The organism is Stenotrophomonas sp. Steno-Z2 (assembly GCF_056393235.1).
In genome coordinates this window covers 40,621-55,460 of sequence record NZ_JBWJOY010000007.1, presented here as the reverse complement: position 1 = coordinate 55,460, position 14,840 = coordinate 40,621, and the positions used below count along the sequence as shown (strand labels likewise).

At 70.0% G+C, this 14,840-nt stretch carries 13 protein-coding genes; all 13 read left to right on the top strand.

Going from position 1 to position 14,840, the window contains the following annotated elements; all coding sequences use genetic code 11:
* Positions 1 to 161: 161 nt before the first annotated feature.
* Positions 162 to 1,379, top strand: a complete 1,218-nt coding sequence (locus AC06FP_RS13680; protein WP_478075866.1) for a flagellin — start codon at positions 162 to 164, stop codon at positions 1,377 to 1,379.
* Between the two features lie 242 nt (positions 1,380 to 1,621).
* Positions 1,622 to 2,983 (top strand): flagellar filament capping protein FliD, encoded by a 1,362-nt coding sequence (fliD, locus tag AC06FP_RS13675; RefSeq protein WP_478075865.1) that lies wholly within the window; start codon positions 1,622 to 1,624, stop codon positions 2,981 to 2,983.
* Between the two features lie 109 nt (positions 2,984 to 3,092).
* The gene (gene fliS / locus AC06FP_RS13670) at positions 3,093 to 3,512 is read left to right on the top strand and encodes a flagellar export chaperone FliS (RefSeq protein WP_456116182.1); all 420 of its coding nucleotides are present in this window, start codon (positions 3,093 to 3,095) and stop codon (positions 3,510 to 3,512) included.
* Between the two features lie 5 nt (positions 3,513 to 3,517).
* Positions 3,518 to 3,826 (top strand): hypothetical protein, encoded by a 309-nt coding sequence (locus tag AC06FP_RS13665; RefSeq protein ID WP_456116183.1) that lies wholly within the window; start codon positions 3,518 to 3,520, stop codon positions 3,824 to 3,826.
* On the top strand, positions 3,823 to 4,404 hold the full coding sequence (locus tag AC06FP_RS13660) for a PilZ domain-containing protein (RefSeq protein ID WP_478075864.1): 582 nt from the start codon (positions 3,823 to 3,825) through the stop codon (positions 4,402 to 4,404). Before AC06FP_RS13665 ends, AC06FP_RS13660 begins: the two co-directional genes overlap by 4 nt.
* 84 nt (positions 4,405 to 4,488) lie before the next feature.
* On the top strand, positions 4,489 to 5,121 hold the full coding sequence (locus tag AC06FP_RS13655) for a response regulator (protein ID WP_456116185.1): 633 nt from the start codon (positions 4,489 to 4,491) through the stop codon (positions 5,119 to 5,121).
* 268 nt (positions 5,122 to 5,389) lie between these two features.
* A complete protein-coding gene (rpoN, locus tag AC06FP_RS13650; RefSeq protein WP_478075863.1) occupies positions 5,390 to 6,796 on the top strand; it encodes an RNA polymerase factor sigma-54 in 1,407 nt (468 codons plus the stop codon).
* A gap of 13 nt (positions 6,797 to 6,809) precedes the next feature.
* Positions 6,810 to 7,193, top strand: a complete 384-nt coding sequence (locus AC06FP_RS13645) for a response regulator (RefSeq protein WP_478075862.1) — start codon at positions 6,810 to 6,812, stop codon at positions 7,191 to 7,193.
* Entirely contained in the window at positions 7,186 to 8,643 is a 1,458-nt protein-coding gene (locus AC06FP_RS13640) for a sigma-54 dependent transcriptional regulator (RefSeq protein WP_478075861.1), read from the top strand. The genes AC06FP_RS13645 and AC06FP_RS13640 overlap by 8 nt, the downstream gene beginning before the upstream one ends.
* Before the next feature lie 137 nt (positions 8,644 to 8,780).
* Positions 8,781 to 9,809: an XcbB/CpsF family capsular polysaccharide biosynthesis protein gene (locus AC06FP_RS13635; RefSeq protein ID WP_478075860.1), complete on the top strand. Its 1,029-nt coding sequence runs from the start codon at positions 8,781 to 8,783 to the stop codon at positions 9,807 to 9,809.
* 11 nt (positions 9,810 to 9,820) lie between these two features.
* Positions 9,821 to 10,480, top strand: a complete 660-nt coding sequence (locus AC06FP_RS13630; protein WP_478075859.1) for a TylF/MycF/NovP-related O-methyltransferase — start codon at positions 9,821 to 9,823, stop codon at positions 10,478 to 10,480.
* Positions 10,481 to 10,554: 74 nt separating this feature from the next.
* Positions 10,555 to 10,947 (top strand): adenylyltransferase/cytidyltransferase family protein, encoded by a 393-nt coding sequence (locus AC06FP_RS13625; protein WP_456116191.1) that lies wholly within the window; start codon positions 10,555 to 10,557, stop codon positions 10,945 to 10,947.
* Entirely contained in the window at positions 10,944 to 14,840 is a 3,897-nt protein-coding gene (locus tag AC06FP_RS13620) for a CDP-glycerol glycerophosphotransferase family protein (RefSeq protein WP_478075858.1), read from the top strand. Before AC06FP_RS13625 ends, AC06FP_RS13620 begins: the two co-directional genes overlap by 4 nt.

Sequence of the window (14,840 nt, the reverse complement as noted above, 5' to 3'; positions counted from 1 at the left end):
CGGGACTCTGCGATCGGTTTTGCAGGCCAGCCCTAAAGCTGCCGGGGATGCTGCCGTTATTGGTATCAGCAGCGGTACTGCGGCGCCCTACGCCACTCCACTGCACTCAGTACCGGTCAGGTTGAGCTGCCGGATCAAACGCCAAACAGGGAATCCGAATCATGGCACAAGTCATCAACACCAACATCATGTCGCTGAACGCCCAGCGCAACCTGAACACCAGCGGCACCAGCCTGGCGACCAGCATCCAGCGCCTGTCCTCGGGCATGCGCATCAACAGCGCCAAGGACGACGCGGCGGGCCTGGCGATCTCCGAGCGCTTCACCACCCAGATCCGCGGCCTGGACGTAGCCACCCGCAACGCCAACGACGGCATCTCGCTGGCGCAGACCGCCGAAGGCGCGATGGTCGAGATCGGCAACAACCTGCAGCGCATCCGTGAGCTGGCGGTGCAGTCGTCCAACGCCACCAACTCCGGCACCGACCGCGACGCGCTGAACGCCGAAGTCAACCAGTTGCTGAAGGAAATCGACCGCGTCGCCAACCAGACCAGCTTCAACGGCACCAAGCTGCTGGACGGCAGCTTCTCCGGCGCGCTGTTCCAGGTCGGCGCCGACGCCGGCCAGACCATTGGCATCAACAGCATCGTCGACGCCAACGTCGACACGCTGGGCAAGATGAACTTCGCGACCGACGTCGCCGCCGGCGCCATCGCCTCCGGTGCCGCGACCGCGGCCGGCTCGATCACCGGCATGACCATCAGCGTCACCGGTACCGCCGCCGGCGCCACCGCGAAGACCATCAACATCGACGAGGTCAAGTACAACAGCGGCGACGACGCGCTGGCCATCAACAAGAAGATCGCCGCGGCGGTCAACGACAAGATGGACCAGACCGGCGTCTACGCCAAGGTCGACGCTGCCAGCGGCGCGCTGACCTTCCAGTCGGTGAAGGGCGACCAGTTCGTCAGCGGCTTCACCGCCGGCACCCCGACCGCCGCCAGCGGCGTCACCACCAGCGCCGCGGGTTTCACCGCCCAGACCGCCGCCGCTGTCAGCGATTCGCAGGTGACCGGCAAGCTGAACATCTCCACGTTCAAGGGCGCGCAGCAGGCCCTGGAGATCGTCGACCGGGCCCTGACCGCGGTGAACAGCTCGCGCGCCGACATGGGTGCGATCCAGAACCGCTTCAGCTCCACCATCTCCAACCTGGCCACCACCTCGGAAAACCTGTCGGCTTCGCGCGGCCGCATCCGCGACACTGACTACGCCAAGGAAACGGCCGAACTGACCCGCACGCAGATCCTGCAGCAGGCCGGTACCGCCATGCTGGCCCAGGCCAACAGCGCGACCCAGAACGTGCTCAGCCTGCTGCGCTGATCCGTCGCGACTATCCAACCTGGTCGTAATCCGGAGCCCCCGCCAGCAATGGCGGGGGCTTCGTCCGTCTGGAGACGGGAACGCCTTCCTTGTCCAGCCCGCCCGCGGAATCCGGCCGCGGCCATCGGCACGGGACTTGCACACCTGGCCTGACCCATGCCGTCCCGGGGCTAAAGAAGCCCCGGCGCGTGCCGATATCCGGGATGCCTGCAAGGGTGTCCCTTTGCGCAAAAGGAATCCAAATGGCCACGTCTTCCCTCTCCGTTGTCGGCTCCGGCCTGGACATCCCCACCCTCGTCTCGCAGCTGGTCGCCAACGAGCGCAAGCCGGCCGCGGACCGCATCAACACCCAGGGATCGGCGGCTACCGCCAAACTTTCGGCGCTGGGCAGCATCAAGAGCTCGCTGAGCAGCCTGCAGTCGTCGCTGGATGCGCTGATCAAGGGCGCCAGCAACCAGGCCTACAAGACCACGGTTCCGGAAGGCGCCGGGTTCGGCGCGACCGTGGTGACCGATGCCTCGACCGGCGCTACCCAGGCGGTGGCGGGCACCTACAACGTCGAGGTGCTGAGCCTGGCGCAGCCGCAGAAGCTCAGTTCCGGCGCGTTCGCGGCCGATGCCGCGGTCGGCGACGGAAACCTGAAGATCGCCTGGGGCGACACCTCGATCGACGTCGAGATCAAGCCCGGCAGCACCCTGTCCGACGTCGCCGCGGCCATCAACAAGGCGGCCAACGGCAAGGGCGTCAACGCCACCGTCATCACCGCCAGCGACGGCCAGCACCTGGTGCTCAATGCGGTCGACGCCGGCACCAAAGGGGCGCTGACCGTCTCGGCCAGCGGCGGCAACGGCGGGCTTTCCGCCCTGACCTGGGATGGCAGCAGCGGTGGATTGAGCCAGACCGTGGCCGCCAGCAATGCCAGGGTGCGGGTGGACGGATTCGAGCGCGAATCCAGCAGCAACACCATCAGCGACCTGATCCCGGGCATCACCCTGAACCTGAGCAAGGCCGAGGAAGGCACCACCAAGACCCTGACGGTCAGCCAGGACAACGCACCGCTGAAGATCAACCTGCAGGCCTTCGTCAGCGCCTACAACGCCTCGATCAACCTGCTGAAGAATTCCAGCGCCTACGACGCGACCAACAAGAAGGCGTCCACCCTGACCGGCGATTCGCTGGTGCGCGGCCTGCAGCAGCAGCTGCGCGGCCAGCTCAGCGCCAACGTGGTGGACATGAAGGCGCTGGGGCTGACGATCAACACCGACGGCACGCTGGCGCTGAACGCCAGCACCTTCGACAAGACCCTGGCAGAGAACCCGAACGCGGCGGCCAGGCTGCTGGGCAAGGACGGCGCGCTGTCCGGCGGCCTGTCCACGCTGCTCAAGAGCAACCTGGACAGCGGCACCGGCACGCTGACCCTGCGTACCGACGCCCTCAACAAGCAGATCAAGAAGCTGGAGAAGGACCTGGACGACCTGGACGCGCGCATGGAAAAGGTGTCCGAGCGCTACACCCGGCAGTTCACCGCGATGGATTCACTGGTGGCGCAGATGCAGGGCACCAGCAACTACCTGGCCCAGCAGCTTGCCGCATTGCAGAAATAAGCTTCCGCCATTCAAGTAAACGGCCATGACGGCCGATACACGGATATCCCCCCATCATTCCCGACGCCGCCCGGACCGCGCGCCGGACAGGTCCCAGGAGACTCACCCCATGTACGGTTCCAGCCGCAACTACGCCGAGCAGTACCGCAAGGTCGGCGTGTCCACCAAGGTTGTGGATGCCGATCCGCACAAGCTGGTGGCCCTGCTGTTCGAAGGGGCCGGCGAACGCATCCGCCGTGCCGAGGCCTTCCTTGCCCAGGGCGACCAGGCGATGAAGGGCAAGGCCATCGGCGAGGCCTGCGCCATCATCGGCCACCTCAACGGCTCGCTCGACCACGAAGCCGGCGGCGAGATCGCCGGCAACCTCTCGGCGCTGTACGACTATGTCATCCAGCGCCTGACCGAGGCCAACCTCAACAACGACGTGGCCGCGCTGCAGGAATCGCTGTCGCTCATGGGCGAGATCGAATCGGCCTGGAACGCGATCCCGTCCGACCAGCGGCAACGCGCCGCCGCCGCCGGAGCCTGAGAACCATGATGGATGCCGATCACACCCTGCAGGCGCTGCACGACGACCTGGAGGCGCTGCGCGCCGCGGTGGAACAGGAAGACCACGCCGAGGCCGAGCGCATCGCCAACGGCCACGACCGCCGCCTGCGCGAATTCGTCGAGGCCTGCGGCGTCCAGGCCGCGGCCAACGGCCTGCGCAACCTGCTCGCCCTGCAGCAGTCGCTGATGGCCGACATGCTGGTGCGGCGCGACCTGGCCTCGGCGCGGCTGCGCGCCGGCCGCCAGTCGGTGCGCGCCGTGCACGCCTACCAGCAGGCCGAATCGCTGGCATGAACGAACCCGGCGCCAACGTCGTGCACCACCCGGCCGAGACCGAGCTGTTCGAGGACACGCTGACCTGCGACGTCTCGCTGCCGGCGGCGTTCGAGCCCGGCAGCAGCGCGATCCGCGCCGGCGCGGCGGAGATGCTGTTGCGCAGCGTGGCGCTGGTGGAAGACTCGCGCGGCGGCGACGATGCCGACGAGCGCGGCGAAGGCAGCCAGCAGCTGCAGCGGCTGGAAGCGCGCATGGACCTGGCCCTGGTGCTGCTGGGGCGCCTGCTGCGCCAGTCCAGCCAAGCCCTGCCGCTGCGCCCGGTGCGCTGGTCGCGGCGCGGCCTGCGGCTGGAGCTGGGCCAGCGCACCGGCGCGGTCCAGGGCAGCGCCGGCATCGTACGCCTGCAGCCGGCCGACTGGCTGCCCGACCACATCGAACTGCCGGTGCAGGTACTGGGCGAAGCCACCTCCGGCAACGGCAGCCTCTACCTGTGGCTGCGCCTGCAGAGCACCGGCGACGCGCTGGAAACCGCGCTGGAGCGGCATCTGTTCCGCCTGCACCGGCGCCAGATCGCCGACAGCCGGCGCCCGCGTTGAACCCGCGCGTCCCTGCCCCTGGCCGCTTGGCGCGCAGGCGCGCGCTCGGCTAAGGTGCGGCATTCCCAAGCGATGCCCGTTCCCGTGCGTGTCCTGATTGTCGATGACCATACGCTGGTCCGTGCCGGCCTGTGCCGCCTGCTGCAGACGTTCGGCGGCGTGCTGGTCACCGGCGAGGCCAGCACCGCCGAACAGGCGCTGGAACTGGCCCTGCAGCAGCAGCCCGACGTGGTGCTGATGGATCTCTCCCTGCCCGGCCGCAGCGGCCTGGAAGCCCTGTCCGACATCCGCCGCAGGCTGCCGCAGGCGCGCGTGGTGATGATGTCGATGCACGACGACACCGCGCACGTGCGCGACGCGCTGGACCGTGGCGCGGTGGGCTTCGTGGTCAAGGACGCCGCGCCGCAGGAGCTGGAAATCGCCCTGCGCGCGGCCCATTCCGGGCAGGTGTTCCTGAGCCCGCAGATTTCCGCGCGCATGCTCGCGCCCATGCTCGGGCGCGAGCGCCCCACCGGCATCGCCGCGCTGTCGCCGCGCCAGCGGCAGATCCTGCGCCAGCTCGGCAGCGGCCAGACCACCAAGGAGATCGCCGCGGAACTGGGAATCAGCGTCAAGACGGTGGAAACCCACCGCGCGCGCATGATGGAGGCCCTGGGCTGCCGCCGCGCCAACGACCTGCTGCTGCTTGCGGTACGCCACCAGCAGGAGCTCACCTGAGCGGTCGGGACGGGCCATCGGCCTGGAACCGCGTCACAGATTCGGAAATCCGTCGCATGCGGCGTCAGAATTCCGTAAGTCGTTGATGGGCAAATCCCGCGCCGGGCCTCCGCGACGGATTAATGACGCAAAGTAGGGAAAACCCCTACATGATGTCGGAACAAACCAGGGTGCCTGCAGGTTTTCTCCGATTCATTCCCTGACACCCCCTACGCAAGATGCGTTCCATTGACGGTCGCTTCACATGGCGCCCACGGGGATCAGACGAATGAAGACCACGCTCGCCACCCAGCTCGGCCAGCAGCTCCACCTCACGCCCGCGCTGCTGCAGTCCATCCGCCTGCTGCAGCTCAATGGCCTGCAGCTGGAGCAGGAAATCCGCCAGGCGCTTGAAAACAACCCGCTGCTCGAACTCGAGGAAGAGGCCGCTGCGCCGGCCGACACCGCCGCGGCCGACGCGCAGGTGGAAACCGCCGCGTTCGACGAACTGCCCGAAAGCTCGATGTGGGACGTGGCCGGCGCCAGCTGGAACGACGCCGACGAGGACCGCACCGCGCGGCTGGCCATGGGCGAATCCAGCGATCCGCACCTGCGCATCCTGCAGGCGCTGTCGCTGGACCTGGACGAAGGCGACCTGGCCATCGCCGCCTTCTGGCTGGAGCACTGCGACGACGCCGGCTACCTGCAGGCGCCGCTGCCGCAGTTGGCCCTGCTGGCCAGCGCACGCTTCGACCGCGACGGCGCGCACGTGGAGAACATCCGCCAGCGCCTGCTGCAGGGCGAGCCGGCCGGCATGGCCGCCCGCGACCTGCGCGAATGCCTGCAGGCGCAGCTGGCCGCTCTGCCCGGCGCCGTGCCCGCCCGCCACCTGGCGGCCCGGCTGCTGGCCGGGGACCTGCAGCTGCTCGCCAGCCACGACTACGCTGCGATCGCCCGCCAGCTGGATGCCGAGCAGGCCGACGTGCACGAGGCGGTCCGCCTGGTGCTGTCGCTGCAGCCGCGCCCCGGCGACACCCTGCAGGCGCAGGACGACAGCGCGGTCATCCCGGAGGTGGTGGCCTGGCGCGCCGATGGCCAGTGGCGGGTGGCGCTGAACCCGGCCACGGCGCCGCGCATCACCCTCAACCCGGCCTACGAGCGCGCCCTGGCCGCCAGCGAAGGCACCGCCGCGCAGCCGATGCGCGAGATGCTGCAGGAAGCGCGCTGGTTCACCCGCGGCCTGTCCATGCGCTACGACACCCTGCTGCGCACCGCGCGGGTCATCGTCGAGCGCCAGGCCGCGTTCCTGGCCGAGGGCGAGGAAGCCATGGCGCCGCTGACCCTGAAGGAGGTGGCCGACGCCATCGGCATGCACGAATCCACCGTCTCGCGCATCACCTCCGGCAAGTTCATGCAGACCCCGCGCGGCACCTTCGAGCTGAAGCATTTCTTCGCCGTGCGGCTGGAAGGCGCCAGCATCTCCGGGCAGGCGGTCAAGGCCATGGTGCGGCGCCTGATCGAATCCGAGCCGCCGGCGCGCCCGCTGGCCGACGAGGCCATCGCCCTGCTGCTCTCCCGCCAGGGCGTCAACATCGCCCGCCGCACCGTGGCCAAGTACCGCGAACAGCTGGACATCGCCCCGGCGCGCGAGCGGAAGCGGCACAATGCGCGTCCGTTGCTGGCCCGCGCAGGCTGATCCGAGGAATCCCATGAGCAAGCTCACCGTTCTGCTGGTCGACGACCACGAAGGCTTCATCAACGCGGCCATGCGCCATTTCCGCAAGGTGGACTGGCTGCAGATCGTCGGCAGCGCCGCCAACGGCCTGGAGGCCATCGAACGCTCCGAGGCGCTGCGCCCGCGGGTGGTGCTGATGGACCTGGCCATGCCGGAAATGGGCGGGCTGCAGGCCACGCGCCTGATCAAGACCCAGGACGAGCCGCCCTATATCGTGATCGCCAGCCATTTCGACGACGCCGAGCACCGCGAGCACGCCCAGCGCGCCGGTGCGGACAACTTCGTCAGCAAGCTGTCCTACATCCAGGAGGTGATGCCGATCCTGGAAAGCGTCAGGCAGGAACAGGGCCATGAGTGAGTCGCGGATCCTCGTGATCGACAGCGAGGGCGTGCGTGCCGAACGCACGGTGGCCCTGCTGGAGTTCATGGACCTCAACCCGCGCTGGGTCACCGACGTGGGCGACATCGACACCGCCCGCCACCGTTGCAACGACTGGATGGCGCTGGTGGTGGGCACCATCGAGGACCCGGCGCGCGCCGCGCCGTTCTTCAACTGGCTGGCCGGCACCGGCATGCCGCCGCCGGTGCTGCTGGCCGAGGGCGACCCGCTGGCCTTCGCGCGCCATTACGGCCTGCACGAAGCCAATGTCTGGCCGCTCGAACAGCCCATGCGCCATGCGCAGATGGAGGCGCTGCTGCGCCGCGCCAGCCTCAAGCGGCTGGACGCCGAGCACCATTCCGGCGGCGGCGAGGACAACGGCCCCACCGGCGCCAGCCCGGCGGTGACCGAACTGCGCCAGCTGATCGAGCAGGTGGCCGGCTTCGACACCACCGTGCTGGTGCTGGGCGAATCGGGTACCGGCAAGGAAGTGGTGTCGCGCGCCATCCACCAGCGCTCGCCGCGCCGCGACGGCCCGTTCGTGGCCATCAACTGCGGCGCGATCCCGCCGGACCTGCTGGAAAGCGAACTGTTCGGCCACGAGAAGGGCGCCTTCACCGGCGCGCTGACCGCGCGCAAGGGCCGCTTCGAGATGGCCGAGGGCGGCACCCTGCTGCTGGACGAGATCGGCGACATGAGCCTGCCGATGCAGGTCAAGCTGCTGCGCGTGCTGCAGGAGCGCAGCTTCGAGCGCGTCGGCGGCAACCAGACCATCCGCTGCAACGTGCGGGTGATCGCCGCCACCCACCGCAACCTGGAAACGCGCATCGCCGAAGGCAAGTTCCGCGAGGACCTGTTCTACCGCCTGAACGTGTTCCCGATCGACGTGCCGGCCCTGCGCGAGCGCATCGCCGACATCCCGGCGCTGGTGGAAACCATCGCCGCGCAGCTGGCGCGCACCGGCCGTGGCGAGGTGCGCTTCGCCGCCGAGGCGCTGCAGGCGCTGGCCGCCTACCGCTGGCCGGGCAACGTGCGCGAGCTGACCAACCTGGTCGAACGCCTGGCGGTGCTGCACCCGGGCGGACTGGTGCGGGTGCAGGACCTGCCCGCGCGCTACCGCAGCGAAGCCGCGCCGGCGCCGGCCGTGGCGCTGGACGACGAGCGGCCGCTGGCCGGCCTGTCTGCGGCCACGCCACCGCCCTCCCCGGCCCCCGTCGCCGCCGCGCCCGTGCCGGCGCACCTGCCCGACGACGGCCTGGACCTGCGCGACCACATGGCCGGCATCGAGCTGAAGCTGATCAACGAAGCCCTGGAGCGCACCCAGGGCGTGGTCGCCCATGCCGCGCAGCTGCTCGGCCTGCGCCGCACCACCCTGGTGGAGAAGCTGCGCAAGTACGGGATCGACCGCGAGCAGGGCGACACGCCCTGATGCGCGCGGCCGGCGGGCGTCCCACGCCTTCCGGTCGTCTCGGGCACGTCGCTTGCAGGACATCGAGCGGCGCGCGCGCGGGGTACCAGACAGGGTCCTGCGGCGTGCGCCTCCACGATCGCAGGAGACAGTGAACAATGGCCATTGCCATGGACCTCGATGCCGACGACGCGGCGCATGCCGACCTGGCGTCGGCCAGATTCGTGCACCTGCGGCATCCCGGGGACAGCAACTTGATCCAGCTGTCGCGGCGGGACGAGAAACTGCGCGGACTCCTGCTCCACCTGGTCGGCCAGGGCTTTCTCGTCTACAAGTTCTCCGGCGACGGCGGGGCGGTGACATCGTTCGTCCATGCGGCGGCCGCGCCCCGCTTCTGGGCAAAACACACCCATTTCGGCCTGCTCGAGCACGACGGCGCCTGCTACCGGCTGGAGCTGCCCGCGCACGGCCGCGCGCGGCGCCTGCTGGTGATCTTTTCCAGCATGTCGCAGGTCGACCAGATGTATGAGGCCGGTTTCTCGGCGCGCTATTTCGCCCGCAACCTGAGCCAGGCGCCGAAATACATGCCATGGGATACCGCGATCCTGCGCATCGCCGACCTGGGCGGGGTGGTGGGCGCCTTCTACACCGATACGCTGGCGCAGCCGGACAACGAGGCCCGCATCTCCGCGCTAATCGCCAAGGTGATCGCCGACCTGGGCATCGCCATGGACCACGTCGTCCTGTACGGCGCCTCCAAGGGCGCGTCCGGCGCCCTGCTGCATTCGCTGCGGACCGGGTTGAACGCGGTCTGCGTCGAGCCGATCCTGGCCGACGACTACTACGTGCGCCGCTACCGCGATTCGCACTTCACCCGCGGCGTGTTTCCGCGCGACAAGCGCGAGCTGTTCACCGGCCTGCTGGCCGCCGATTGCCCCGCGGCGAGGCGGGTGGTGATCCACTCCCGCCAGTCGCCGCAGCTGCCCTATATCCAGCAGATCGCCATGGCGTCGCGGCAGGGCCGGGACATCGCCTTCATCGACGTGCAGAACCCGGCGATCAAGGACCACCCCGACGTCGCGCCGGCATCGCTGGGCCTGCAGGTGACCCTGCTGAACCAGCTGCTGTGCGGCATGGACATCGCCGATGCCCAGATCGACGCGCTGCGCGCGTCGAACCGGTGCTGAGCGACGCCGCGATGCCCGCCGATCCGCGCCTGGCCGACCGCTTCCTGCACGTCCGCTCGCGCCTGCCCGGCGTGCCCGAGCTGCGCACCCGCCGCTTCGGTCCGGACGAGGACCGCTGGTACAGCTACAAGTTCACCGCGCTGGACGAGGCGGTGCGCGAGGTCCGTCTGCCGGGCGATTTTCTCGAACTGGGCGTGTTCAAGGGCCAATGCGCCCGCTTCCTGCACGCCCGCATGCCGGCCGACCGGACGCTGTACCTGCTCGACAGCTTCGAGGGGCTGCCCGAGGACTGGCTGGGGACGTGGAACAAGGGCGCGTTCGCGCTGGCGCCGGAGGACATCCCGGTGTTCGAGGCGGCCAACGTGGAGGTGGTGCGCGGCTGGTTCAGCGATACCGTCGAGGACGTGGCCGCGCGGCTGCAGGCGCCGCTGGCGCTGATCCATGCCGACGCCGACCTCTACAGTTCCACGCTGGAGGCGCTGGCCGGCCTGGACACGAGGATCGCGCCGGGCACGGTGATCCTGTTCGACGAGTACTTCATGCAGGCCGGGAACGAATTCCGCGACGACGAACACCGCGCCCTGCTCGACTGGTGCGAGCGCTGCGACCGCGACTTCGAGTACCTGTGGAAGTCCGAGTGGGTCCAGGTCGCGGTCCGCGTGACCCGCTGACGCTGCGCCCCGCCGGCGGGCCGCGGCACGCGCCTTGCATGGCTCCGGCATCCAACGTCCGCACGGAATCCGGCATGACCATCGTCCTGACCTATGGCACCTTCGACCTGCTCCATATCGGTCATGTGAACCTGCTGCGCCGCGCGCGGGAACTGGGGAGCACGCTGGTCGTCGGCCTGTCGTCGGACCGCTTCAATGCGGTCAAGCACAAGCGCGCGACGCAGAGCTACAGCGAGCGGGAAGCCGTGCTGCGGGCCATCCGCTATGTCGACGATGTCTTTCCCGAGGACAGCTGGGAGCAGAAGGCCGACGACATCCGCCGCCTCGGCGCCGACGTGCTGGTGATGGGCTCGGACTGGCGGGGCCATTTCGACGACCTGTCGCGCTACTGCCAGGTCCGCTACCTGCCGCGCACGGAGAACATCTCCAGTTCCTCGATCAAGGCCAGCATCCGCTCGATGCAGTGAGCGGCCGCCTCCCGATGAACGACGCCATCGCCCTCCCGCCCCCTGCCACGGCAACCGCCGACGCCGGTCAGGCGACCGTGCCGGAATGGTTCGACGCGGATTTCTACCGTGCCCGGAACCCGGACGTCGCCGCCACCGGCGATGCCGCGTGGCGCCACTTCCGCGACCAGGGCTGGCGCGAATACCGCAATCCCTCGGCCGGGTTCGACCTGTGGTGGTACCAGGCGATGCACCTGGACGGCGACCATCGGCGCGACCCGGCGGCGCACTATCGCGCCGTCGGACAGGCGCGGGGCCTGCAGACCCGGCTGGCGCCCGGCGAACGGCTCGAGGTGGCCTGCAAGACCCGCTTCAACCTGCGCACGCTCGCGCTCCTGCAGGCCCTGGACGCGCCGGGCGACGTGTTCGCCCGCATCGCCGGCAACCTTGCCGGGATGCAGTTGTGGGACGTGGCCGACATGTTCGCCGTGCGCGCCTGCGACCTGCAGCCCGATGTCGCCGCCCATCACGCCCTGCTCGGTTCGATCGTGGCCCGGCGCAACGGCTGGCGGCGTGTGGTCACCGCGATGCGGACCGCCACCGGGCTGCAGGACGACCGTGCCGACTGGTTCCATCACCTGGGCCTGGCCTGCGAGCGCCTGGGCTGGCTGGACGATGCCGCCCTCGCCTATGCCCGCGCACTGGCGCTGGACGCCGGCAACGCCGACACCCATTACCGGCTCGGGCGCATCGAGGAACGGCGCGGCCGCAACGATGCGGCCGATGCCTGCTATGCGCAGGCCATCGCCTCCGACCCGGAGGCGGCGGCGCTGGGCATCGGCGCATGGCACGAGCGCGAGAAGGACTGGTGCGGCGCCGAACGCGCCTACCACCAGCGGCTGGAGCAGCCGGCGCACGCCACGAATGCCCGCCTGCGCTTCGCCCATGGCCGCCTGCTGGAAATGCTGCACCGCTGGGAAGAGGCGGTGGATACCTATGCCGCCGCCCTGGCCCTGGACCCGGCGCATGCCGAGGGGCACTACCGCTGCGGCTGGATGCTGGAACGGCTGGAACGCCCGGCCGAAGCGGCGGCGGCGTACGCGCGCGCGCTCGCGCTGCGCGAGGACGGCGATTGGCGTTACCGGCTGGGCGTGTGCCTGCATGCCAGCGGGCAGACCGGCGCGGCCATCGCCGCATGGCTGCGCTGCCTGCCGGACGAGCCGCAGACGCTGCCCGCCGCGGACGTGGACACCGCCGGGCGGCGCCGCGCCTGCCTGGACCAGTTGCACCTGCGCCCGCACGAGGCGCAGCCGCATTTCGAACTGGGGCTGGCCTGCGAGCGCCTTGGACTGGACGCCGAGGCCGCCGCGGCCTACCGCAGGGCCGCCGACCGCCACGACGCGCACTGCCCGCACCTGCATTACCGCCTGGGCGTGGTCCTGCACCGCGCCGGGCGCGATGCGGACGCCTGCCAGGCCTTTCTCGATACGCGCCTGTTCCGGCGCGACTTCGACATCGTGCCCGAGGAGGCCGCCGCCGAGGGCCAGCCCGCGCGCGACATCAAGCTCGAGTACGCGGAGTTCCTGGAGACGCTGCCGGTCCGCGACGACGTGGTCCTCTACGAGAGCTTCCACGGCGATTCGGTGAGCTGCAATCCGCTGGCGGTGTTCCGCGCCGCGCGGGCGCATCTGGCCGGGCGCGGCATGCTGCATGTCTGGGCGGTCAAGCCGCATGCCACCGTGCCGGCGGAGCTGGCCGCGCTGCCGGACGTGGTCTTCGTCCGCCATGGCAGCCCGCTGTACGCCCGCTACCTGGCCACCGCCGGCTGGCTGGTGAACAACAACACCTTCATGCCGTACTTCGTGCGGCGCCCGCAACAGCGCTACCTCAACACCTGGCACGGCACGCCGCTGAAGAAACTCGGCGTCGACATTCCCGGCGCCCTTTTCGACCACAAGAACGCGGTGCGCAACCTGCTCCAGGCCACCCACCTGGCGATGCCCAATGCCTTCACCCGGCAGGCGCTGCTCGCCTCGATGCAGGTCCAGGAGGTGATCGGCTGCCGCATCGCCGATACCGGCCAGCCGCGGATCGACCTGATGCTCGGCGCGGACGCGCGCGCAAGGTCGCAGACCCGGCAACGCCTCGGGCTGGAGGCCGATGCGCGGATCGTCCTCTATGCGCCCACCTGGCGCGGCAGCCTCGATGGCGCGTCGCTGGACGCGGACCTGGTATCCAGCGCGATCGAACGCCTGACCGGGCACGGCGCCACCGTGCTGTTCAGCGGCCACCACATGGTGGCCCGCAAACTGGGCCGGCTGCCGGAAGGGGCGATGCCGGTACCGGCCGGCATGGACATCACCGAACTGATGTCGGTGGTGGACGTGCTGGTCACCGACTACTCCTCGATCCTGTTCGACTTCCTCCCGACGGGCCGCCCGGTCCTGCTGTACGTCCCGGACCTGCAGCAGTACCGCAGCGAACGCGGGCTCTATCTGGACCTCGACGCCCTGCCGGTCCAGGCCTGCGCCACCGCCGACACGCTGGGGCGGGCGCTGTCGCGCGCACTGGCCGGTGATCCGGTTGATGCCGCCGGCGGCGAGGCCCGGCGCGAAGCGGCGCGCCAGGCCTACTGGCCGCTGGAAGATGGCGGATCGGCGGCGCGGACGGTCCGGTTCTTCTTCGACGGCGACACCCGCCACGAGGTCGCCCGGCCGCCGCGGAGCAGGCGCACCCTGCTGTTCCAGGTGGGCAACTTCAGCCCCAACGGCGTGACCGCTTCGTTCAACCGCCTCGCCGGTTCGATCGACCCGGACAGGATGTCGATGACCGTGGTCGTCGACCCCTGGACCCTGGAGAGCTACCCGCAGCGCATGGAACGCCTGGCCGAACTGCCCGCGCACGTGGCGCGCTGGGGGCGCATCAGCTTCCCGGTGGCCAACCGCGAACAGCTGTGGCTCAGCACCCGCCAGGCCAGCCGCGAGGTGCTCAACGCGCGCCAGCTGCGCCTGCTCGACGTCTACTACCGGCGCGAGTACGCACGCCAGTTCGGCAGCGCCGACTTCGACGTGGTGGTGGATTTTTCCGGCTATGCCGCGTTCTGGACCGCGCTGTTCGCGCGCGGCCGGCCGCCCGGCACGCGCTGCGTGGCCTACCTGCACAACGACATGGAGCAGGAACACCGCAGCCGCCACCCGCAGCTGGCCAAGGTGTTCGAACAGTACCCGCTGTGCGACGCGCTGATCTCGGTCTCCGACAGCCTCGATGCGGTCAACCGGCGCCGCTTTGCCGGGGTGCCGGGCCAGCACGCCGACCGCTTCCACAGCGTCGACAACTGCATCGACCCCGGCTTCATCCGCCGCCGCGCGGAACACGCGCTCCCGCCGGGCCTCGCCCGCTGGCGCGAAGGCCACGTGCTGCTGGGCACGGTGGGCCGGCTGTCGCCGGAAAAGGGCCACCGCAGGCTGCTGGAGGCCTTCGCGCAGGTACGCAGCCGCCATCCACGGGCGCGCCTGGTGATCGTCGGCGAAGGCCCGGAACGGGCGGTGCTGCAGCAGCGCATCGCCGAACTCGGGCTGGAGGACGACGTGCTGCTCACCGGCGCGCTGGCCAACCCCTACCCGGTGATGCGCGAACTGGACCTGTTCGTGCTGTCCTCGCATTACGAAGGCCAGGGCATCGTGCTGCTCGAGGCGCTGACGCTCGGCCGGCCGGTGCTGTCCACCGACATTCCCGGCCCGCAGAGCGTACTGGCCGATGGCGCCGGACGGCTGGTGCCCGACTCGACCGAGGGGCTGGCCGCAGGCATGTGCGACTGGCTGGCGCATCCCTGCCCGGGCGCGGCCTGGGACGCGGAAGCGTATTCGCGGCGGGCGCTGGCCCAGTTCGAACGCGCCGTGGCGGGCGTGCGCTGA